The sequence below is a fragment of the Salmonella sp. SAL04213 genome (assembly GCF_046550535.1).
Taxonomy (GTDB): Bacteria; Pseudomonadota; Gammaproteobacteria; order Enterobacterales; family Enterobacteriaceae; genus Salmonella; species Salmonella enterica.
On record NZ_JBGDXS010000008.1, the window covers coordinates 1 to 23,215 of the forward strand.

19 protein-coding genes are annotated in these 23,215 nt (G+C 51.3%); 3 read left to right on the top strand and 16 right to left on the bottom strand.

Annotated features, from left to right (window positions below; genetic code table 11):
- Window positions 1–863 precede the first annotated feature (863 nt).
- The 3 genes from ACLJPQ_RS17740 to ACLJPQ_RS17750 form a co-directional block, all read right to left on the bottom strand.
- On the bottom strand, window positions 864–1,085 hold the full coding sequence (locus tag ACLJPQ_RS17740; RefSeq protein WP_000825645.1) for a membrane protein: 222 nt from the start codon (window positions 1,083–1,085) through the stop codon (window positions 864–866).
- 237 nt (window positions 1,086–1,322) lie between these two features.
- Window positions 1,323–4,436 (bottom strand): efflux RND transporter permease subunit, encoded by a 3,114-nt coding sequence (locus ACLJPQ_RS17745; protein WP_001524677.1) that lies wholly within the window; start codon window positions 4,434–4,436, stop codon window positions 1,323–1,325.
- An 11-nt stretch (window positions 4,437–4,447) separates the two neighbouring features.
- Window positions 4,448–5,605 carry an efflux RND transporter periplasmic adaptor subunit gene (locus ACLJPQ_RS17750; protein WP_000160383.1) on the bottom strand — a complete coding sequence of 386 codons (1,158 nt, stop codon included), beginning with the start codon at window positions 5,603–5,605 and terminating at the stop codon, window positions 4,448–4,450.
- A 413-nt stretch (window positions 5,606–6,018) separates the two neighbouring features.
- Here ACLJPQ_RS17750 and envR point away from each other — a divergent pair, with 413 nt between their 5' ends.
- A complete protein-coding gene (envR, locus tag ACLJPQ_RS17755) occupies window positions 6,019–6,681 on the top strand; it encodes an acrEF/envCD operon transcriptional regulator (RefSeq protein ID WP_001085725.1) in 663 nt (220 codons plus the stop codon).
- A gap of 2 nt (window positions 6,682–6,683) precedes the next feature.
- Here the strand turns inward: envR and ACLJPQ_RS17760 are convergent, their stop codons facing one another.
- From ACLJPQ_RS17760 to ACLJPQ_RS17820, 13 genes are all read right to left on the bottom strand, one after another.
- Complete coding sequence (locus ACLJPQ_RS17760) at window positions 6,684–8,783, bottom strand: putative bifunctional diguanylate cyclase/phosphodiesterase (protein ID WP_080185170.1); 2,100 nt, start codon at window positions 8,781–8,783, stop codon at window positions 6,684–6,686.
- Between the two features lie 150 nt (window positions 8,784–8,933).
- Window positions 8,934–9,098, bottom strand: coding sequence for a DUF2556 family protein (locus ACLJPQ_RS17765; RefSeq protein ID WP_000620015.1), 165 nt, complete (start codon window positions 9,096–9,098; stop codon window positions 8,934–8,936).
- An 82-nt stretch (window positions 9,099–9,180) separates the two neighbouring features.
- Window positions 9,181–10,065, bottom strand: coding sequence for an adenine-specific DNA-methyltransferase (gene yhdJ, locus ACLJPQ_RS17770; RefSeq protein WP_000642611.1), 885 nt, complete (start codon window positions 10,063–10,065; stop codon window positions 9,181–9,183).
- 85 nt (window positions 10,066–10,150) lie between these two features.
- Window positions 10,151–10,447, bottom strand: coding sequence for a DNA-binding transcriptional regulator Fis (gene fis / locus ACLJPQ_RS17775; RefSeq protein ID WP_000462905.1), 297 nt, complete (start codon window positions 10,445–10,447; stop codon window positions 10,151–10,153).
- A 25-nt stretch (window positions 10,448–10,472) separates the two neighbouring features.
- Window positions 10,473–11,438 (bottom strand): tRNA dihydrouridine synthase DusB, encoded by a 966-nt coding sequence (gene dusB, locus ACLJPQ_RS17780; RefSeq protein ID WP_001219664.1) that lies wholly within the window; start codon window positions 11,436–11,438, stop codon window positions 10,473–10,475.
- Window positions 11,439–12,098: 660 nt separating this feature from the next.
- Window positions 12,099–12,980: a 50S ribosomal protein L11 methyltransferase gene (gene prmA / locus ACLJPQ_RS17785; protein WP_001145851.1), complete on the bottom strand. Its 882-nt coding sequence runs from the start codon at window positions 12,978–12,980 to the stop codon at window positions 12,099–12,101.
- 11 nt (window positions 12,981–12,991) lie between these two features.
- On the bottom strand, window positions 12,992–14,443 hold the full coding sequence (gene panF / locus ACLJPQ_RS17790; RefSeq protein WP_001175684.1) for a sodium/pantothenate symporter: 1,452 nt from the start codon (window positions 14,441–14,443) through the stop codon (window positions 12,992–12,994).
- Window positions 14,433–14,675 (bottom strand): YhdT family protein, encoded by a 243-nt coding sequence (locus ACLJPQ_RS17795; RefSeq protein ID WP_000340018.1) that lies wholly within the window; start codon window positions 14,673–14,675, stop codon window positions 14,433–14,435. The genes panF and ACLJPQ_RS17795 overlap by 11 nt, the downstream gene beginning before the upstream one ends.
- A 108-nt stretch (window positions 14,676–14,783) precedes the next feature.
- On the bottom strand, window positions 14,784–16,133 hold the full coding sequence (gene accC, locus ACLJPQ_RS17800) for an acetyl-CoA carboxylase biotin carboxylase subunit (protein ID WP_000884627.1): 1,350 nt from the start codon (window positions 16,131–16,133) through the stop codon (window positions 14,784–14,786).
- A 10-nt stretch (window positions 16,134–16,143) separates the two neighbouring features.
- Window positions 16,144–16,614: an acetyl-CoA carboxylase biotin carboxyl carrier protein gene (gene accB / locus ACLJPQ_RS17805; RefSeq protein WP_000354626.1), complete on the bottom strand. Its 471-nt coding sequence runs from the start codon at window positions 16,612–16,614 to the stop codon at window positions 16,144–16,146.
- Window positions 16,615–17,006: 392 nt separating this feature from the next.
- Entirely contained in the window at window positions 17,007–17,606 is a 600-nt protein-coding gene (msrQ, locus tag ACLJPQ_RS17810; RefSeq protein ID WP_001240053.1) for a protein-methionine-sulfoxide reductase heme-binding subunit MsrQ, read from the bottom strand.
- Window positions 17,607–18,611, bottom strand: a complete 1,005-nt coding sequence (msrP, locus tag ACLJPQ_RS17815; protein WP_080185169.1) for a protein-methionine-sulfoxide reductase catalytic subunit MsrP — start codon at window positions 18,609–18,611, stop codon at window positions 17,607–17,609.
- Between the two features lie 112 nt (window positions 18,612–18,723).
- Window positions 18,724–19,698, bottom strand: coding sequence for an MDR family oxidoreductase (locus tag ACLJPQ_RS17820; RefSeq protein WP_001148246.1), 975 nt, complete (start codon window positions 19,696–19,698; stop codon window positions 18,724–18,726).
- A gap of 203 nt (window positions 19,699–19,901) precedes the next feature.
- On the opposite strand from ACLJPQ_RS17820, the gene csrD reads away from it, so the two are divergent.
- Window positions 19,902–21,842 (top strand): RNase E specificity factor CsrD, encoded by a 1,941-nt coding sequence (csrD, locus tag ACLJPQ_RS17825; RefSeq protein ID WP_001241381.1) that lies wholly within the window; start codon window positions 19,902–19,904, stop codon window positions 21,840–21,842.
- A 307-nt stretch (window positions 21,843–22,149) separates the two neighbouring features.
- The gene (gene mreB / locus ACLJPQ_RS17830; protein WP_000913396.1) at window positions 22,150–23,193 is read left to right on the top strand and encodes a rod shape-determining protein MreB; all 1,044 of its coding nucleotides are present in this window, start codon (window positions 22,150–22,152) and stop codon (window positions 23,191–23,193) included.
- Window positions 23,194–23,215: the final 22 nt, after the last annotated feature.

Sequence of the window (23,215 nt, forward strand, 5' to 3'; positions counted from 1 at the left end):
TGCCGAACTCAGAAGTGAAACGCCGTAGCGCCGATGGTAGTGTGGGGTCTCCCCATGCGAGAGTAGGGAACTGCCAGACATCAAATAAAACAAAAGGCTCAGTCGAAAGACTGGGCCTTTTGTTTTATCTGTTGTTTGTTGGTGAGTAGTCTCCTGAGGAGGACAAATCCGCCGGGAGCGGATTTGAACGTTGCGCAGCAACGGCCCGTAGGGTGGCGGGCAGGACGCCCGCCATAAACTGCCAGACATCAAATAAAGCAAAGGGCCCAATCGAAAGACTGGGCCTTTTTGCATTTATCTTTCTATGGAAAAAGTTATCGGGTAATGACGCCGACGCGTTTTAAACATCTTCGTAGAGTGGATAAAAACCGTTTTAGTAAACGTGATTTCCCGCCATATATCCGCCTGAACCATCGAATGTGAACCGTGCTGAAGTAGATGTACAAACGGCTTTTACTTACGCCTCTAATAAGCAATAGAGATATTCGCTGAGGACTAAGAATCTGGCCCATTAGGCTATTTTATTTGCCAGTTTGGCCCTGGGGCAGTGCTCAAAATCCTCATGTATTACGTGTATGCTCCGGTTTATATCCAGACTGTCTGTAATAATTTACGCCTAATGACCACGCTCTAAGTCTTACTGTATAAAGCGTGTTTGTAATGCGGCTTACGATGCTATCAAGCTACAATTTTGTCTGCATCGGACAAGGAATAGAATAAATACCATCGGGATGGGCGAGTAAGAAAAGAGAGCGTTTTATCGTGTTAACTTTCGGGGGATAGGCTGAACAGATTACGTCGCTGAGTATCCTTACGACCTTTATATTATTACTGAAAGCGCGGCATTGCCGCGCCTGCATGTATCATTTAGAAAGCGCAATGATACCCATCGTCAACCCTGCTACCGCCGCAGCGCCGCCAGCAATAGCGCCTGCTGTCTCCCAGTTATCCTGCGTAGTACCTTTCATACATGTATTGGTATGAACCAGCCGCCCTTGATCGTCATAAACCGGTACGCAGGGAGAATCATGTGCACAACCTGCCAATAAGGTGGTAAGCAATGCAACTGGAATTAGTCTTTTCATGGTGTTACCTCATTAATCAGCGTTTCGCGAAGTACAACAACGTAAATGCTGGCTCTAACCGCTGCGAAAACGAGAGTTATTTTACCACCACAGAAAAAATGGCCGACATGAGGAATCATCTCAATTCATGTGAATTGTAAAAACTATGGAGAATGCAAAAGTAAGCGGAGAGGGAAGAATAGCGGAGATAAAGACGTACCGTTTAAAAAGGCGTCCGAAGACGCCTCTGTTTACCGGTTAATCATGATGGCGATTAAATCGGCGTTTTACAACAACGAAGAATACTGGCACGAAGAAGATAGCTAATAAGGTTGCGGTTAACATTCCCCCCATAACCCCTGTGCCTACTGCGTTCTGTGCCCCACTACCTGCGCCACGACTGATAACTAACGGCATTACCCCGAGAATAAAGGCCAGCGAGGTCATTAGAATAGGACGTAAACGCATACGGGATGCTTCCAGCGTCGCTTCAATCAATCCACGTCCTTCTTTCTCCATGAGATCTTTGGCGAACTCGACAATCAGGATGGCGTTTTTAGCAGAAAGGCCAATAGTGGTTAACAAGCCAACCTGGAAGTAAACGTCATTGTTCAGACCGCGCAATGACGCTGCAAGCAGAGCGCCAACCACGCCGAGCGGTACGACCAGCATTACCGAGAACGGAATTGACCAGCTTTCATACAGAGCGGCAAGGCAGAGGAAAACGACAATGAGTGAGATTGCGTACAGCGCCGGCGCCTGGTTACCTGACAACCGTTCCTGATACGACATACCTGTCCAGTCATAGCCAATACCGTTTGGCAGCTGTGAAGCCAGGTTTTCCATTAACGACATGGCTTCACCGGTGCTTCGTCCGGGTGCTGCTTCGCCGAGCAGTTCCATTGACGGCATCCCGTTATAGCGTTCCAGGCGTGGCGAACCATAAATCCACCGTGCTGAGCTAAAGGTAGAGAAGGGCACCATCTCGCCATTGGCGCTGCGTACATAAAGATTGTTGATATCTCCCGGCAGCATACGGAACTGAGCGTCAGCCTGAACGTATACTTTTTTCACTCGTCCGCGATCGATAAAGTCGTTAACGTAATAGCCGCCCAACGCCGCGGAGATGGTTTCGTTGATATCAGACAGCGAAACACCGAGCGCCTGCGCTTTTTCTTGATCGACATCCAGCTTGAACTGTGGCGTGTCTTCCAGCCCGTTCGGGCGTACGCGCACTAATAGGTCAGGATGCTTCGCGACCATACCCAGGAGTTGATTACGCGCTTTTGTTAACGCATCGTGACCGAGTCCTCCCTGATCAATCAGTTCAAAGTCGAAACCTGTCGCGGTACCTAACTCGACAATTGCCGGCATGTTGAAGGGGAACACCAACCCGTCGCGAATCTGGCTGAAGGCGCGTGTCGCTCTGGCGATAACGGCTTCGACGCTATTTTCTTCACCGTTACGCTCTTCCCAGGGTTTAAGGCTGACAAATGCCATCCCTGAGTTTTGTCCCTGACCGCTAAAGCTAAAGCCGTTTACGGTAAACACGCTTTCGACGTTCGCTTTTTCATTATTCAGGTAGTAATGAGTGACTTGATCCAGCACTTTCTGCGTACGTTCTTGCGTAGCGCCAGAGGGGAGCTGAATCATGGTCAGGAATACCCCCTGATCTTCTTCCGGCAGGAAGGAGGTCGGGAGGCGTAAAAACAGAACCGCCATTCCGACTACAATAAGTAGATAGATAATGAGATAGCGACCCGTATTACGCACGATGCCGCTTACGCTGTTAGTATAGTGGTTAACGCTGTGATCAAACTTGGTATTGAACCAGCCAAAGAAGCCGCTTTTTTTCTCGTGATGTTCAGCAGATACGGGTTTAAGCAGCGTAGCGCACAGTGCTGGCGTCAGAATCAACGCAACCAGAACGGATAGCGCCATTGCTGAAACAATAGTAATAGAGAACTGGCGATAAATTGCCCCGGTCGAGCCGCCAAAAAAGGCCATCGGGATAAATACCGCAGACAGTACCATCGCGATACCAACCAGCGCTCCCTGAATCTGCGACATGGATTTTTCCGTCGCCTCTCGGGGAGAAAGGTTATCCTCCATCATTACACGTTCAACGTTTTCTACGACTACTATCGCATCGTCAACCAACAGCCCTATCGCCAGTACCATACCAAACATCGTCAGAGTATTGATGGAATAGCCAAAGGCGGCGAGTACCGCAAAAGTGCCTAGCAACACGACAGGAACAGCGATGGTAGGAATCAGGGTTGCCCGGATATTCTGTAAGAACAGATACATTACCAGGAACACCAGAATAATTGCTTCAAACAGCGTTTTTACCACTTCGTGGATAGATATTTTTACGAAGGGCGTTGTGTCATAAGGATAAACCACCTTCATTCCCTGAGGGAAGAAAGGCTGCAGCTCCGCCAGTTTCGCTTTGATTGCGGTTGCGGTATCCAGCGCGTTAGCGCCGGTCGCCAGTTTAATACCGAGACCGGAGGCCGGTTTACCGTTAATGCGCGCTACAACGTTATAGTTTTCACCGCCAAGCTCAATACGCGCGACATCTTTGAGATGGACGACAGAACCGTCGGTATTGACACGCAACGTAACTTTGCCGAACTCTTCCGGATCTTTCAGACGCGTTTGGGCGATGATTGAGGCGTTAAGCTGCTGGCCCGGTAATGCTGGCGTGCCGCCCAGTTGGCCTGCCGCAATCTGGTCGTTCTGTACTTTTAACTGGTTGATGACGTCAACTGGCGTGAGCTGGTATTTATTTAGCAGATTCGCATCCAGCCAGATACGCATGGCGTACTGTGCGCCAAATAGCTGAACGTCGCCCACACCATTAAGACGGCTGATAGAATCCTTAATGTTAGAGGCGACATAGTCAGAGATGTCGTCCTGGGTAGTGTTCGGATTATCCGAGACGAACCCGGCGACCATCAAAAAGCTGCTGCTGGACTTTTCAACGCTAATCCCCTGCTGCTGGACTTCTTGCGGCAGTAAAGGCGTGGCGAGCTGCAATTTATTTTGCACCTGAACCTGCGCGATATCCGGATCGGTTCCGGACTGGAAGGTCAGGGTGATGGTCACGCTACCAGCAGAGTCGCTGGTAGAGGACATATACATCAGGTTATCGATACCGTTCATATTTTGTTCGATAACCTGAGTAACCGTATCCTGTACCGTCTGCGCATCCGCGCCAGGATAGGTTGCAGAAATAGAAACCGCTGGCGGCGCAATGGTTGGATACTGCGCAACGGGAAGTTGCATTATTGCCAGTGCGCCAGCCATCATCAGGATAATGGCCAGAACCCAGGCGAAAATAGGACGTCTAATAAAAAAGTTTGCCATGTACGGTTACCTTATTGCGCCGTTTTCGCTGCAGGAGCATCGGTAGTGGCTTTCACCTGGACGCCCGGTCGCGCTTTTTGTAAGCCGCTGACGATGACCTTATCGCCCGGTTTTAACCCTTCGCTGATGAGCCATTTATCGCCAATAGCCTGCGCCGCCACGACATTGCGGGCTTCGACCTGGCTTTTATCGTTAACCACCATCACCATTGCGTCGCCGCGCGGCGTGCGGGTTACGCCCTGCTGGGGGACAAGGATGGCATTGGGCTGGACGCCTTCATCAATGCGGGCGCGAACAAACATACCGGGAAGCAGACTGTGTTGCGGGTTAGGGAAAACTGCCCTGAGCGTGATAGAGCCGGTGCTTTCATCTACGGTAACGTCGGAAAATTGCAGCGTGCCTTTAATCGGGTAGACCTGACCATTTTCCATTACCAGTTGAACCGTGCTACTGGCGCTGTCTTTATGCAGGTTACCTTGTTCGACGGATTGCTTGAGTCGCATAAAGTCGTTGCTTGATTGCGTCACGTCGACATAAATCGGATCGAGTTGTTGCACGGTAGCCAGTTCAGTTGACTGACCATTAGTCACCAGCGCGCCTTCAGTCACATTAGATTTTCCTATACGGCCGCTGATGGGTGAGGTGACTTTGGTATACGCAAGGTTAATACGCGCGCTTTCAACAGCGGCTTTTGCCGCCACAACGGCGGCATCGGCCTGGCGGGCGTCGGCAATCGCCTGATCATATTCCTGTTGGCTGATATATTTTGTGCCGACCAGTGGAACATAGCGTTTGACCGTCAGGTGCGCGATAGCCGCAGCCGCTTCGCTTTTAGCAAGTTCGCCTTTAGCGCTGTCATAATCGGCCTGATAAGTGGCAGGATCGATCTGATAAAGCGACTGCCCGGCCTCTACATCGCTACCTTCGGTGAAGTTTCTTTTAAGCACGATCCCGCTCACCTGGGGGCGAACCTCCGCAATGCGAAATGCGGACGTACGTCCGGGAAGTTCGGTCGTTACGGCTAGCGGCGCTGTTTCGACCACATGGACGGTGACTTGCGGCTCGCCGGCATGAGCCTGGGTATCTCCCTGGTCATTACAACCGGCCAGCAGCGCAGCAGAGAATATGATGAATGAGGGCAGGAGTGAAAACCTGGCATGTTTCGTCATTACTGTTCCTTAAAAAACCGAAAGCTCGTTATTCACCGGATAACGGTAAGGCGTTAACGCGCGAAAAATAGAATAGCAGTGGGGTATCCTACAAATTATTAGCTTGTGATGTAAGCAATACTTATTTTGGGATGGGGTTCACGGCACATAAAAGCAAAAAAAAAGAACTATTCCCTGTCGTTTCATAATGTCCCGATTAGTAAAATCATGATGTTGAATAACATAATTAGAAATATATATTTTATATGAATATGTTTTATTAATTTATTTGTTTTTATTATTGATTTGGCGATATTGTGCGAAATAAAAATGGCTGTCTCTCGTCTGACTAAAAAGGACATGGTAAAGTTGTTTTTTGTGCTGAGTATTTTATCAGCGTATTTATCGTTTTTATGGTCCAGGATATCTTAATTATGGCGAAGAAAACGAAGGCGGATGCGCTTAAAACGCGGCAACATTTGATTGAAACCGCTATTGCGCAGTTCGCTTTGCGCGGCGTTGCCAACACGACGTTGAATGATATCGCTGATGCCGCTGATGTCACGCGGGGCGCCATCTACTGGCACTTTGAGAATAAAACGCAGTTGTTTAATGAGGTTTGGTTACAGCAACCACCTTTACGCGAACTTATTCAGGATAGGCTTACGGGATGCTGGAATGATAATCCTTTACAGGATCTACGAGAGAAATTTATTGCAGCCTTACAATATATTGCGGCAGTGCCTCGTCAGCAGGCATTAATGCAGATTTTATATCATAAATGTGAATTCCATAATGGTATGATATCGGAACAGGCCATTCGGGAGAAGATGGGTTTCCATCATCAGTCGCTGCTTGAAGTATTACAGCGATGTATGGATAAAAAGCTGATCTCAGGCAGTCTTGATCTGGATGTCATATTAATTATTCTGCATGGTAGTTTTAGCGGAATAGTAAAGAACTGGTTAATGAATCCCACAAGTTATGATCTTTATAAGCAGGCGCCTGCATTAGTCGATAATGTATTAAAAATGCTAAGCCCGGATGGCAGTGTGAGGCAATTAATGCCAAATGAACAACAGGCGGAAGAAGCCTGAGATTATTTTGAGTTGATATTATATATTGGCCTTGTGAATATATTGGCAGGGTCCCGAATATCGCGAGCAATTTCCTCTGCCGTACGCGGCTTGCCAAGCAGGAACCCCTGAAGCGTATGGCATCCTAACTGGGTCAAAAATTGTTGCTGTGTTTCATTTTCTACCCCTTCTGCCACAATTTGCAGATTTAACGCTTTCGCCAGCGCGACAATAGCCGCAACAATGGTCGCGCCGTCGCCTGCCTCGCTGAGTTCATGTACGAAAGCGCGATCAATTTTTAGTTCGCACGCCGGAAGACGTTTCAGATAGAGAAGGCTGGAATAACCGGTGCCAAAGTCGTCAATAGAGGCCTTAACCCCCATTTCCGTTAATCTGGTGAGTATAGCGACGCTTTGCTCTGGCTTGTTCATCGCCGTGGTTTCGGTGATTTCCAGAATCAATAAATCGGGACGGATACTGTGTCGGGCCAGGCTCCGCGTAATGGTGTCCACAAGCCCGGGCTGCTCAAATTGTAAGGCGGACAGGTTTACCGCCACTGACCATAAGGCGTATCCCTGTAAGTGCCACTCGCGGAGCTGTCGACACGCCTCGTCTATCACCCAGCTACCGATAGTGACGATAAGACCCGTTTTTTCCGCCAGCGGTAAAAACTGGTCAGGATTCAGTACGCCTTGTTTTGGATGATACCAGCGCAACAGGGCCTCAAATCCTACAATGGGGCCGGCAGGAGCCTGAAATTTAGGCTGGTACACCAGCCTGAGCTCTTGTCTTTCCAGCGCCAGCCACAGGTCATTCATTAGCTGAAGTTGGGTTTGCGCCAGCATATTCATTGATGGCTGAAAGAAATGGTATCCGTTACGCCCTGTATGCTTCGTGTGGTACATCGCGGCATCGGCGTTGAACATCAGTTCCCGTTCGTTTTTTCCGTCCAGCGGATAGAGCGCTATTCCCACGCTAAGGGTGACGACCAGTTCATACGGATCTATCGTAAAGGGCGCATCTATCGAATGTACCAGCGCGCTGGCAAGGGAAGCCGCTTCGTCAGGCGCGCTGACTTCTGCAAGCAGCACAAATTCGTCGCCGCCAATCCGCGCCAGGGTAAACTGCCCGCTCAGCGGTTGGTTCAGACGATGCGTGACCGCCACCAGTAGCTTATCGCCGATATCATGACCATAAGCGTCATTAACGGCTTTAAAGCCATCCAGATCCATAAACAGTAGCGCGAAAGACGTGCCTTCCCGATTCGCTTTGCTGATGGCCTGTTCCAGACGATCCTCAAGAAGTACCCGGTTTGGTAAACGGGTGAGCGTATCATGCAGCGCCAACTGCGCCAGTTCCTGGTTCGCCTGCGCCAGCGAAGAGGCAAGTAGTGCGGTACGGGCCTGAAGCCGGGCGTCAAATAAAGAAACCAGCAGAGTAATACCCAGGATAGTCAGCGCGACCACGCTGACAAGAACAGCCAGCCAGTTGCTATCGACGCCACGATGCTCCATCGGCCAGTTTTGGGGAAAGTGTGCGGCCTTCATGCCGGCGTAATGCATGCCGGCGATAGCTATCCCCATTAATACCGCGGCGCCTGCTCGCCTCAGGGCGACATCTGTTCCCTCATGACGCAGGCGGAACGTGAGCCACAGCGCGCCGCAGGACGCCAGTAGCGCGATAATGATAGAGAGGGCAACCCACGCGCTATTCCAGACGATAATGGAAGCAAATTGCAGCGCCGCCATCCCGGTATAATGCATTGCGCTGATGCCCAGTCCCATCACCAGCGCGCCCGGTAGTAAACGGCGCAGGCGCAGTTTTTCAGCGCTAACCAGCCATAGCGCAAACAGGGAGGAGCCGATCGCGATCAGCATGGAGAGGCCGGTGAGGAACGGATCGAAGCGCATGTTCATCGCGTGATCCATCGCCAGCATCCCGACAAAATGCATCGCCCAAATACCGACGCCCAGCGCGAAGCCGCCGCCCATTAGCCATATTCTGGCGTTTGATCGGGCGCTTCCGGCTACGCGTCCGGCCATATTTAATGCGGTATAGGACGCAAAAATAGCGACAGCAAATGAAACCGCCACAAGGATGTGGTTGTACTCACTAACCGGCATGTATCATTAGCTCATTGGTTATGCAGGAAAAGAACAGGACGAGACAGTATCACCCCTTCTTTTATCCTCAACGTGTTTTAATTCCCTGTTTTTATAAGGGATAAAAGAAATCCGGGTGATAAATAATCATAGGTTAAATCGCCCGGTTCGCTACTCCAGATCGGTACAATTGATCAATTTAAGAGGGTTAACCGAATCCATGTTTCGGCACTTATCCTGTTCAGTCGCCATCAATTCGATCCATTGCATCAAAAGCGCATCAAAAAGAAAAACGGAGACGGCAAAAACAACCAGCCACCAATACTTACGTATCATCGTCAAATCCTGTGTATTCATGCCCATGCGTGCTGGGAATATACATGAAATTTTGACGCTGAAAAGCGGACTTACAATGCTTTTACTTCTCTGAAGATAGCGCGTTTATCCCGACATTTCGCTGCTTTTTGGACAGGTTTTGTGTTTTTCTCTTTTTGACTTTTGCAAGTTCATTTTCTGAATAATGCGAAGTGACGCTCAATCTTCTGAGCCCCATTTTTACGTACTCATTATTGAGTTCAATACCGATAAACTTACGACCTGACGCCGCTGCGACAGCGCCTGTGGTGAAACTGCCCGCGAAAGGGTCCAATACGGTATCGCTCGGGTTAGAAGAGGCCAGTATGATCCGTTTTAACAGCGCGCTGGGCTTTTGCGTAGGATGGTTTTCATATTCATCCATCAGATAACGTACGCGAGGAAATGACCAGACGTTGCCCGGCACTTTTTTCTGATTGTATGGTTGGGGCGGGTTTTTTCGATAATCGATTAGCGCGCGCTTAGCGCCCGTGGTGGTTTCGACCAGAATCGCATCACGGTTAAAGGTATAGCTTTTCGGGTTTTTTACCATCATCAGGATCGGTTCATACATAGAACCAAAGTATTTTTTCGCCTGCACCCCGGAACTATCATAGGACCAGACGATACGGCTTTTGATGGTAAAAAGCGTTCGGCATTTGAGATCGATATACGGCATATTTTCTGTGCTATTCATGATGTACATGGTGCCGTGTTTCTTCAGTACGCGGTGGCATTCATCAATGCATTCATACAGCCAGGCCAGAAAAGACGCTTCGTCCCAGGATTCCACCATACCGTCGAAATCTTTTCCGATATTGTAAGGCGGATCGGCAAAAATTAAGTCAATGCTTTCAGAAGGCAGTTTTTTAAGTTCTGTTAGCGCGTCACCGTGAATAATCTTCTTCGATTCATCGCCAAAGTACTGAGGTTCACATTCCGCTTTCATGACCAAATTCCATGTGATGCGTATAAAAAAGGCGCTTCCCCATGCCGAGTAGCGCCTTTTTAAACAAGCAGTTAGCTAATCGAAATTAGTTCATGCCGTATTTTTTTAATTTTTTACGCAGCGTACCACGGTTGATGCCCATCATCAGAGCAGCACGGGTCTGGTTACCACGGGTGTATTGCATCACCATGTCCAACAGGGGCTGTTCTACTTCAGCCAGTACCAGCTCATACAGGTCATTAACGTCCTGACCATTCAGTTGAGCAAAATAGTTCTTCAGTGCCTGTTTAACCGAGTCACGCAGGGGTTTTTGGGTTACCTGATCCTGAGAGTTAACGGTAGAAACGGTCAGTACGTCAGAATTTACGCGTTGTTCGAACATAGTTCTGTCAGCTCTTTATTTCTGTTTACGCAAAATTTTCGAAGTATGCCTCCAACGCCTCCAGCTGTTCGCTGGCGTCCTCAATAGCGTTGAATGTGCGCCGAAACTGGTCGTCTGGAGCGTGCTCCTGGAGATACCAGGAGACGTGTTTACGCGCGATTCGGTACCCTTTTGCCTGACCGTAAAAGTCATGCAGTTCCCGAACATGCGTGCAAAGCAAGCGCTTTACCTCTGCCAGCGGCAGCGGCGGAAGCAGCTCCCCAGTGTCCAGATAATGCTGGATTTCCCGAAAGATCCAGGGTCTTCCCTGAGCTGCGCGGCCTATCATCAGGGCATCCGCCCCTGTATAGTCGAGAACAGCTCTGGCTTTATGCGGGTTAGTAATGTCGCCATTCGCGATAATCGGAATGGAAACTTTCTGCTTAACTGCCCGAATACTGTCGTATTCAGCTTCTCCGTTGAACAAACAGGCGCGGGTGCGGCCATGGATGGTCAGAGCCTGAATACCACAATCTTCAGCCAGTTGGGCAATCTCTACGCAGTTACGGTGTTCCGGCGCCCAGCCGGTGCGAATCTTGAGAGTCACAGGAACGTCCACTGCGTTTACGACCCCGATGAGTATAGACTTCACTAAATCCGGGTACTGCAAGAGGGCTGAACCTGCCAGCTTACGATTCACTTTCTTCGCCGGGCACCCCATATTGATATCAATAATCTGGGCGCCGCTTTCCACGTTAATACGTGCGGCATCGGCCATCTCAACAGGGTCGCTACCGGCAATTTGCACCGTGCGAATTCCTGGCTCATCAACGTGCACCATCCGTAAACGAGATTTATCGCTTTCCCACACTTGCGGGTTAGAAGACATCATCTCGGATACTGTCAATCCTGCTCCCATCTCATAGCACAGCGTCCGGAAAGGTCTGTCAGTAATGCCAGCCATGGGCGCTGCGATCAGGCGATTTCTGAGCTGATATTGTCCGATGCGCATGAGTTAAGAAATGACCATACTGTGACTGCAAGGCGGCGTATATTACGCATTTTTTGCACGAGATGAAAGGCCAAACTTTGAACAATCCACTGTTGTAGATCAATGAATCGTGCTTAAAAACAGCAAAATAAATTTATAATTCAGTAAAATCATAGGGTTATTTATTGTCGGCGGTTTTGTACGCGCTTACAAATTCCCGTAACTTCTCTCTATTTCTTCGTCCAGAAACAAGATAAGCGGAATAATCTGCTTTTTTTATAAGCTAATTACCCCAAATGAATGGGATCGCCGTCTCGTTTCAGGACAAGATCACTTCCCGCTGCGCGTGATTTTTCTCCATTGCCAGTCGGAAGGGGGCGCACAGATGCGCTTTTGTGTTCATGAATGGCACGGATAAATTTTTCCAGCTGCGTTGAAGAGAGGGTTAGCGGATGCTGCAGAACAACCCGGACAGCATTACTAAGTACGAGGGCGATGGCTGCGACCCGTTAAAACGCCAGTACCTTTTGTCCGCTGGTAGCAGCTGTTTATCCAGACGGATAGTGACAAAGAAGTCATTTCAGGCATTCATTTGATGAATTTAATGATGTCTCGGTGCCTGAAAGGCGTTAAGGCAGTTGTGTGGAGAAAAGCGTGGCCGGGCGACCACGCTGACAAGAATTATTTCTTACGGCCAGTAATGCGGCACCACTCTTCTTTTTCGACGACCGGGTCGAGAGTGAAAAGCTCGGCGTAAGCATCACAGACGCTTTCCGCCTGGCTGGCGAGAATACCTGAAAGCCCCAGCAGACCGCCCTCAACGGGCAGTACGCTGATTAATGGGGCCAGTTCGCGTAATGGGCCTGCCAGGATGTTAGCGACGACCACGTCGGCTTTCATGGCTTCTGGCTGGTCTTTCGGCAGGTACAGCTCCAGCCGGTCAGACACGCCGTTGCGTTCGGCATTATCGCGACTGGCCTGAATAGCTTGTGGATCGATATCAATACCAATCGCCTTTGCTGCTCCCAGTTTCAGCGCGGCAATCGCCAGAATGCCTGAACCGCAGCCAAAGTCGATCACGGTTTTGCCGTTGAGATCGAGCCCGTCCAGCCATTGCAGACATAAAGAGGTGGTGGGGTGCGTACCCGTACCGAACGCCAGTCCCGGGTCGAGCATCACGTTGACGGCATTCTCGTCCGGAATGTCACGCCAGCTGGGACAAATCCACAGACGCTCGCCAAAACGCATCGGATGGAAATTATCCATCCATTCGCGTTCCCAGTCTTTATCTTCCAGTTGTTCGATTTTATGGGTAAATCCGGCACCCAGCAGCGGATGTTGCTCCAGAATCGCGACAACGTCTTTCATGTCGGTTTCGGCGTCGAACAGACCGATCACATCGGTATCGCCCCACAGACGGGTTTCGCCCGGCAACGGCTCAAAAACCGGCGTATCGTGCGTATCCTGAAAGGTAATGGAAACGGCGCCCGCTTCCATCAGCGCATCACTCAGCTCTTCAGCATTCGCGCCGGTGGTATTCAGTTTCAATTGGATCCATGGCATGGCAAAACTCTTTATTTATCAGTAGACAATACGGTGGCTTGCGAAGCGGAAGAGCCGAATCGGTTTCCGATCAGAAAAGCCAATAAACTTAACAGTAACGCGGGCACAATCGGATGAAAGCCCAGGTACTGAATATTAAATGTGGCAAGCAGGGCATATAGCACGCCGCCCACGATCATGGCGCTTAATGCGCCTGCCGCGTTTGCCCGCTCCCAGTAAAGACCCAATACCAGCGGCCATAAGAACACCGCTTCCAGGCCGCCAAACGCCAGCAGGTTGAGCCAAATGATCATCTCTGGCGGTTTCCATGCGGCCAGCAGCAACAGCGCGCCTAGCAGTAATGTAATCGCTGCCGACATACGCTTCAGCCGGATCTCATTTTGCATCTGATCGGGGCGCAGGTTGAGATAGAGATCTTTAATGATCGTCGCGGAACTTTGCAGCAGTTGGGCGTTAATTGTTGACATGATCGCCGCCATTGGCGCAGCGAGGAAGATCCCGGCGGCAAACGGCGGCAAAACTTTCACCATTAGCGTTGGGATCACCAGATCCGGCACCGTCAGATCCGGAAGCACCGCGCGACCCAGCGCGCCGGCAAGGTGCATCCCGAACATTAAAATCGCCACGACAATCGTACCGATAATAATGCCCCGGTGTACCGCTTTACTGTCTTTATAGGAGATGCAGCGCACCGCCGTATGCGGCAGGCCAATCACACCAAAACAGACCAGTACCCAAAAAGAGGTCATAAAGGCGGGAGAAAGTATGTCATCGGCGCCCTGCGGCGTTACCAGTTTGGGGTCGAGAGCGTGCAGCGTGTCAACGGCCTGACTTAGACCGCCCGCCGCATGCACCACGCCCACCAGCAGCACTATCGTGCCGACCAGCATCACCAGGCCCTGTAGCGTATCGTTAAGTACGCTGGCGCGAAAGCCGCCAAACGCCGTATAGAGTGCGATACTGACGCCAAATATTAGCAGGCCGGTTTCGTAGGGAATTCCCGCCGCGGTTTCCAGCAGTCGCGCGCCGCCGATAAATTGTACGGTCATTGCACCAATAAACGCGACCAATAAACTCAGGCTTGCCAACCACACCAGCAGGCGGCTTTGGTAACGCGCGAATAGCATATCGTTAAGCGTGACGGCATTATAGCGACGCGCCAGGATAGCGAATTTTTTACCCAGAATACCCAGTGAAAGCCAGACGGCGGGAAGCTGGATCATCGCCAGCAAGACCCAGCCCAGACCGTATTTATAAGCCGCGCCGGGACCGCCGATAAATGAACTGGCGCTAATATAGGTGGCGGTAAGCGTCATCGCGAGCACGATCCCGCCCATCGAACGGCTGCCAAGAAAATATTCGTTTAAAAAAGTGCCGGCGGTACGCTTGCGCATAGCGTAAATCGAGACCCCGAAGACCACGATCAGATAGGCTACCAGCGGTAGAATGACCTCAAGCTGCATCGTCATCCTCCAGCGAAATATCGCGATAAATGAATTTCACCATCGCCCAGCACAGCAAAATAAAGACCAGCGGCGTCAATAAGCAGGCCATTTCGAACCAGTGCGGCAGACCGGTAATTCCCGGCGAGTCTCCAGGTAAGTAAGCAGCCACTAACCATGCCGCCAGATAGCAAAGGGTCAGCCACAGCGCCCAGCGCGCCTCTTTATGGGCCTGAACAAAACGAGCGTCCATTTTTTGTCCCTTATGGGTGAAGAAAGCGGGAATTGTACATGATGGGGCATCGCTATCCCCAGAAATAAAAAAGGCCGGATTCACCGGCCTTTTGAGATTAACGTGCGATTACTTTTCCTGAAGACCGAGTTTTTTCTCCAGATAGTGGATGTTGGTTCCACCGTGCTGGAAGTGCTCGTCATTCATGATGCGGGTCTGCAGATCGATATTGGTTTTGATACCATCGATAATCAGTTCCTGCAGGGCATTTTTCATACGGGCAATCGCCACGTCGCGGTTTTCACCGTAGCAGATGAGTTTGCCGATCATGGAATCATAGTACGGCGGCACCGTGTAGCCCGCGTAGATATGAGATTCCCAGCGAACGCCAAAGCCGCCAGGCGCATGGAAGCGCGTGATTTTGCCAGGGCTTGGCAGGAAAGTGTTCGGATCTTCGGCATTGATACGGCATTCTACCGCATGGCCTCGAACGACAACTTCGTCCTGTGTGATCGACAGCGGCTGACCCGCCGCGATGCGCAACTGCTCTTTGATCAAATCGACGCCGGTAATCATTTCAGTCACCGGGTGTTCAACCTGAATACGGGTGTTCATTTCGATGAAATAGAACTCGCCGTTTTCGAACAGGAATTCGAACGTCCCTGCGCCGCGATAGCCGATGTCTACGCACGCTTTCGCGCAGCGTTCGCCGATATAGCGACGCAGTTCCGGCGTAATGCCTGGCGCCGGGGCTTCTTCAACCACTTTCTGGTGGCGACGCTGCATGGAACAGTCGCGTTCCGCCAGATAGATAGCGTTGCCCTGGCCGTCCGCCAGCACCTGAATTTCGATGTGGCGTGGATTTTCCAGGTATTTTTCCATGTATACCATGTCGTTGCTGAAAGCCGCTTTCGCTTCCGCTTTGGTCATGGAGATGGACTGCGCCAGTTCAGCATCGCTACGAACCACGCGCATACCGCGGCCGCCGCCGCCGCCGGACGCTTTGATGATCACCGGATAGCCAATACGTTTGGCATGAGCGCGGTTCGCATTCATATCGTCGCCCAGCGGGCCGTCAGATCCTGGTACGGTCGGCACGCCCGCTTTTTTCATCGCGGTAATCGCGGACACTTTATCGCCCATCAGGCGGATGGTGTCCGCTTTCGGGCCGATAAAGATAAAGCCGGAGCGTTCAACCTGCTCGGCAAAATTGGCGTTCTCAGAAAGGAAGCCGTAACCCGGGTGGATTGCCACCGCGCCGGTGATTTCAGCGGCGCTAATGATAGCCGGGATGTTCAGATAACTTTTTACGGACGGTGCCGGACCAATACAGACCGTCTCATCCGCCAGCAATACGTGTTTTAAATCGCGATCCGCGCTTGAGTGCACAGCGACGGTCTTGATGCCGAGTTCTTTACAGGCTCGAAGAATACGTAGTGCGATCTCGCCGCGGTTGGCGATGACAATTTTATCCAACATGTTCGCCTCGTTACTCGATGACGACCAGTGGCTCGTCAAATTCTACCGGTTGACCACTTTCGACCAGAATCGCTTTCACAGTACCTGCTTTGTCAGCTTCGATCTGGTTCATCATTTTCATGGCTTCAACGATGCACAGGGTATCGCCCACGTTCACTTTCTGGCCCACTTCGATGAACGCTTTCGCGTCCGGGCTTGGGGTGCGGTAGAAAGTACCAACCATTGGGGAGCGTACGATGTGACCACTGATTTCCGCTGCGGCAGGCGCTTCCATTGCTGGAGTAGCCGCTGGCGCGACAGCGTTAGACAGAGCGGGTTGCTGCATCATCGGCGCCGCATAAGCCTGCTGCATCACCGGAAAACCGGCGTTTGCCGTTGTGCGGCTGATGCGAACAGATTCTTCGCCTTCAGAAATTTCCAGTTCGGAGATACCTGATTCTTCAACCAGCTCGATCAGTTTTTTAATCTTACGAATATCCATGAGTGGGTTCCGTACTCTTTGTTTAGTGTGATTGTGACAGGCGTTTTAGCGCCGTCTGTAAAGCATGTGAATGACTGCCGCGGGTAAAATACCGCGCATCTTTGATTTGCCTGTTATGCCGTAGCACCCGAAGGTGAAATTCATGATTTGCCAGTCATTGTGTGGCTATCTTCTGCCATTTTCGGGCAAAAAACAAAATATACCTTCATTGCTCGATTGTCACCCTTTCTGCGAACGAAAATCGCCGTTGGGGAATGTAAAGTCGCACATTATAACTATTTCGTCGCAATTGGCAGCTAAATACTGGTCTTATCAGGGAAGATAATCAACCCGAAACATAAAAAGGACATTACCTGTTTTGCGTTTTGCAATCGACCGCACAGTTCACCAAACTAGCGCCACCACTGGCGAAACTTCCGGTAACGCAACGCTAAAAGGGCTAACGCTAATGCCGCGTAGATGACCGGTTGCGGTGATAAAATCTTTACCGACCACAGGTAATGTATGGGAGCCAGGATCGCGACAAGATAGACGACGTTATGCAGTGTTTGCCAGCGTTTGCCCAATTTACGCTGCGCAAATTGCGTTGAGGTCAACGTCAGCGCCAATAACACCAGCCAGCTAATGATCCCAAGCGTCAAATAAGGGCGTGAAATCAACTCGCTTCCTAACAACGCCAGGTTATGTATCCCCAGTTCCAGTAAGGCATAGCTGGTTAAATGCAGCGTAGCCCAAACGAAACACCATAATCCTAACAGGCGGCGTGTGCGTATCAATAATGGCTGTTTAGCGTAGCGCGCCAGCGGCGAAACCAGCAAGGTGGCGAGCAAAAATTTGAGCGCGGTTCTGCCGGTAAAGTGTTGGATATCCTTTACCGGGTCTGCGCTGAGTCCACCGTGATTTATCGCCCAAAAGAGCCACAGAAGCGGCAAAAAACCCGCAAGATGCAGACAAACTTTTAGCCAGGTTATCTGTTTTGCTGTCAGACGCACTTAAAAATTCTCCCGCAAATTGAGACCGCGATACAGCGAAGCGACTTCATTGGCGTAGCCGTTAAACAGCAGCGTCGGCTGTCTTTGTACATCAAGGATACCGCCTGAACCAATAAAGCGTTCGGTAGCCTGAGACCAGCGTGGATGATCCACATGCGGGTTCACATTGGCATAAAAACCATATTCGTTGGGAGCCGACAAATTCCAGGTGGTTGGCGGACGTTCGCGGGTGAGTTTAATGCTGACAATAGATTTAATACCTTTAAAACCATACTTCCATGGAACGATGAGTCGAATAGGCGCGCCGTTTTGCGGGGGTAACGCCTTACCATAGACGCCAACGGTCATCAGAGTCAGCGGATGCATGGCTTCGTCCAGACGTAGCCCTTCGACATAAGGGTATTTCAGTCCGCCGCCAATAAAGCGATCTTTCTGTCCTGGCATATCATCCGGCGCGTATAGCGTTTCGAATGCCACATATTTAGCGTGGCTGGTGGGCTGTGCCTGCGCGAGTAGCTTATATAAAGGGAAACCAATCCACGGCACGACCATGGACCACGCTTCGACGCAGCGCATTCGATAGATACGCTCTTCTAATGGGAAACGATGTGTTAAATCGTCGTAATCCAGCGTAAATGGCTTCGCGACTTCCCCGCTGATTTTCAACGTCCACGGTTCGGTTTTCAGACTTCCGGCATTGGCCGCCGGGTCGGCTTTATCAAGGCCAAACTCATAGAAATTGTTGTAGCCCGTCACCTTATCTTCCGGCGTTAACGCTAAATCGCTTCGCCAGGCGGCAGGCTGACTAAACTCAAGCGGTTTACCGGCAGGCGCTTTCGAACGATCGTTGCCTTTAAACCAACTGAAGAGATCGGCCTGCGCCGTTGAGGGTAAGGATAAGGCGGCCGCGCTGATGCCTAATGCTTTTAGCACCTGTCGGCGCTGCATAAAAAAAGCCGATTCCGCAGTCACATCGGCTTCTGTTAATGGACGTATCTTTTTCATCACAGACTCCCGGTCTACCCACCACAACATGGCGTGTAGTGAATATGACAGGGAGTGTGTCAATGTGTAAAAATAAATAGTTAATTAAGTGTAAATTTTTTTATACGTGACGTTATTTTATCTTCACCAGCGTACGGCCCTGAACCTGATTATTGATGATGGCATCGGCGAACTTCGGCGCATCCGCCAGCGTAATCTCTGTGGCGGCCTGAGCATAGAACGATTCCGGCAGATCCTTAACCAAACGCGCCCAGGCCTCTGCGCGACGTGCCGGTGGGGTCATCACCGAGTCCACCCCTTGCAAACGCACATTACGCAGAATGAATGGCATAACGGTGGTCGGCAGCGCGAAGCCGCCCGCCAGGCCGCAGGCAGCCACGCAACCGCCATAGTTCATCTGTGCCAGCACTTTCGCCAGCACTTTATCGCCAACGGTATCAATTGCACCGGCCCACAGCTGTTTTTCCAACGGGCGAGATTCAGCAAACTCATCGCGGCTGAGAATACGGTTAGCTCCCAGGCTCTTAAGATAGCCGTGGGTGCTTTCACGTCCTGATACTGCTGCAACCTGATAGCCCAGCTTATGCAGTAATGCAACGGCAGTGCTGCCTACGCCGCCGCTGGCGCCGGTGACGACAACCTCACCGTCTTGCGGGCGAATACCTGCATCTTCAAGCGCCATGACGCACAGCATGGCGGTAAAACCGGCGGTGCCGATGATCATGGCGTTACGGCTGCTCAGTCCCGCAGGCAGCGCGACCAGCCAGTCGCCTTTAACGCGTGCGCGTTCGGCCAGGCCGCCCCAGTGGTTTTCGCCCACGCCCCAGCCAGTCAGTAGTACTTCCTGGCCTGCATGAAAGCGAGGATCTTCGCTTGCGTGAACGGTGCCGGCGAAATCAATACCAGGAATCATCGGAAAATGACGGATAATTTTCCCTTTTCCGGTGATAGCCAGAGCATCTTTATAATTCAGGCTGGACCAGTGGACATCCACCGTCACATCACCTGCCGGCAGTTGACTCTCTTCGAGATGTTGCACGGATGCGAGGGTTTTACCGTCCTGCTGTTCTAAGATCAACGCCTGCATAACCTGTCCTCACTTTACATGGTAGATTGGAAAAATAGCTACGAAGACTATACTCGCTAATTAAAACGTGATGCCGATGCAACGCAATAAATTGCCAGATAGATCCATTTTGGTAGTATGCCTGCTTCATTGCGCGCCGTGGCGAATTCCGCCTTCAGATTCGCTTTTTCATACTGTTTATAACCGTCGGAGTTAACTCAAGGATGCGATTAACGACGAAATTCTCAGCTTTTATCACGCTGCTCACGGGGTTAACGATCTTCGTGACTCTGATAGGTTGCTCGCTAAGCTTTTATAACGCCGTACAGTATAAGTATGTCAGCCGTGTGCAGGCGACGGCGACAGCCATTGATACGCACCTGGTGACCCATGATATTGTCTCGCTGACGCCGCAAATCGACGAACTCATGATCGCTTCCGATATTGTGCGTGTCGATCTGTTGCAGGGGGAGCGCAGCGTCTACAGCCATTCTCGCGCCAGAGGTTATCGGCCAGCCGGCACCAGCGACATGTATCGCGAGCTGGTCGTACCGCTGATAAAACATCCAGGAATGTCGCTACGTCTGGTTTACCAGGACCCGATGGGTAACTATTTTCACTCACTGATCACCACGGCGCCGCTGACGCTGGCGATCGGTTTTATCGTTCTGATTTTGTTTTTATCGGTGCGCTGGCTGCAGCGGCAGCTTTCCGGGCAAGAGCTTCTGGAAATTCGCTCCACGCGCATTCTGAACGGCGAACGCGGGGCGAATGTCCGCGGTTCTGTTTACGAATGGCCAGCGCGCACCAGTAGCGCGCTTGATGTATTGCTTTCCGAAATTCAGTTTGCTCACGAACAGCGTAGTCGCCTGGACACCCTCATTCGCTCCTACGCCGCGCAGGACACCAAAACCGGGCTCGGTAACCGTCTGTTTTTTGATAACCAACTGGCTACGCTGCTGGAAGATCAGGAAAAAGTGGGAGTGCATGGCGTGGTGATGATGATCCGCTTGCCAGACTTCAATCTTCTGCGCGACAGCCTGGGAGGCAATCAGGCGGAAGAGCAGATGTTTATGCTTATCAATCTGCTATCGACATTTATTATGCGTTACCCAGGCTCGCTGCTGGCGCGTTATCACCGCAGCGACTTTGCCGTGCTGCTACCGCATCGAACGCTGAAAGAAGCGGAAAGTATTGCCGGACAACTTTTAAAAGCTGTCGATGCGCTACCGGCTAACAAAATGCTCGATCGTGACGATATGGTACATATCGGCATTTGCGCCTGGCGCAGCGGACAGTCCACCGAGCAGGTGATGGAACATGCTGAAGCCGCGGCGCGGAATGCCGCCCTGCAGGGGGGAAATAGCTGGGCTATTTACGACGACACTCTGCCGGAAAAAGGGCGCGGCAATGTGCGCTGGCGCACATTGATTGAGCAGATGCTGAACCGGGGCGGACCGCGACTTTATCAAAAACCAGCGGTCACGCGAGAGGGTCGCGTACATCATCGGGAATTGATGTGTCGCATCTATGACGGTAAAGAAGAGGTGAGCTCGGCGGAGTATATGCCGATGGTGTTGCAATTTGGTTTATCGGAAGAGTATGACAGATTACAAATTAGCCGCCTGATTACGTTGCTGGGCTACTGGCCGGATGAAAATCTGGCAATGCAGTTGACGGTTGAGTCGCTGATTCGTCCGCGTTTTCAGCGCTGGTTGCGCGATACGTTAATGCAGTGTGAAAAATCACAGCGAAATCGCATAATTATTGAACTTGCGGAGGCAGATGTTTGTCAACACATCAGCCGGTTACAACCCATCCTTCGCTTAGTCAATGCGCTTGGCGTTCGGGTGGCGGTGACACAGGCGGGTTTGACGCTGGTTAGCACGAGCTGGATTAAAGCGCTCAATGTGGAATTACTCAAGCTGCATCCGAGTCTGGTCAGAAACATTGAGAAGCGAACGGAAAACCAGCTTCTGGTTCAAAGTCTGGTAGAGGCCTGCGCGGGCACGCCTACGCAGGTTTACGCGACGGGCGTCCGTTCGCGCGGCGAGTGGCAGACGCTGACAAAACGCGGCGTGGCTGGCGGGCAGGGTGATTTTTTTGCCTCCTCCCAACTACTTGACACAAACGTGAAAAAATATTCGCAAAGATACTCGGTTTAACCTGCCGTTTAATTTGTTTTCACGTAGAATAACGCGCGCTGCGCCTCATGGGGGTGTGCTTGTCTGCTCGCCAGATTGTTGCAGCAAATATGCAGGTGAATGACCTTTGACAGGTTGCAAACGAAGGCGAGGATTGCTGCTGATTTTTTCAGCCCTGAGGGACTCAGGCCGAGATTTGTAACAAAGGAAACGAACTGCACTAATTTTCACCGTAGCAGATGATTTTTGCGCCTTGTCGCTGCTGCGTGTGGTTGGTAAAGTAAGCGGATTTTGTTTTCCGCCCCAGCTTTCAGGATTATCCCTTAGTATGTTGAAAAAATTTCGTGGCATGTTTTCCAATGACCTGTCCATTGACCTGGGTACCGCGAATACCCTCATTTATGTAAAAGGACAAGGCATCGTATTGAATGAGCCTTCCGTTGTGGCCATTCGTCAGGATCGTGCCGGTTCGCCGAAAAGCGTGGCTGCAGTCGGTCATGATGCGAAGCAGATGCTGGGCCGTACGCCGGGCAATATCGCTGCGATCCGTCCGATGAAAGACGGCGTTATCGCTGACTTCTTTGTGACCGAAAAAATGCTCCAGCACTTTATTAAACAAGTGCACAGCAACAGCTTTATGCGCCCAAGCCCGCGCGTACTGGTATGCGTGCCGGTCGGCGCGACGCAGGTAGAACGCCGCGCGATTCGTGAATCCGCTCAGGGCGCAGGCGCCCGTGAAGTCTTTTTGATCGAAGAGCCGATGGCGGCCGCGATCGGCGCAGGTCTGCCAGTTTCTGAAGCAACCGGTTCAATGGTTGTGGATATCGGTGGTGGTACCACTGAAGTTGCCGTTATCTCCCTGAACGGCGTGGTTTACTCTTCTTCTGTCCGTATTGGTGGTGACCGCTTCGACGAAGCCATCATTAATTACGTTCGTCGTAACTACGGTTCTCTGATTGGTGAAGCTACCGCAGAACGTATTAAACACGAAATCGGTTCCGCTTATCCGGGCGACGAAGTCCGCGAGATCGAAGTGCGTGGCCGTAACCTGGCGGAAGGCGTTCCACGCGGCTTTACTCTGAACTCAAACGAGATTCTGGAAGCGTTGCAGGAACCGTTGACCGGTATCGTCAGCGCGGTAATGGTGGCGCTGGAACAGTGTCCGCCGGAGCTGGCGTCAGACATCTCCGAGCGCGGTATGGTGCTCACCGGCGGCGGCGCGCTGCTGCGTAACCTTGACCGTCTGTTAATGGAAGAGACGGGCATTCCTGTCGTGGTTGCTGAAGATCCGCTGACCTGTGTGGCGCGCGGCGGCGGCAAGGCGCTGGAAATGATCGATATGCACGGCGGCGACCTGTTCAGCGAAGAGTAGTTGGATACGGGCAGGATTATCC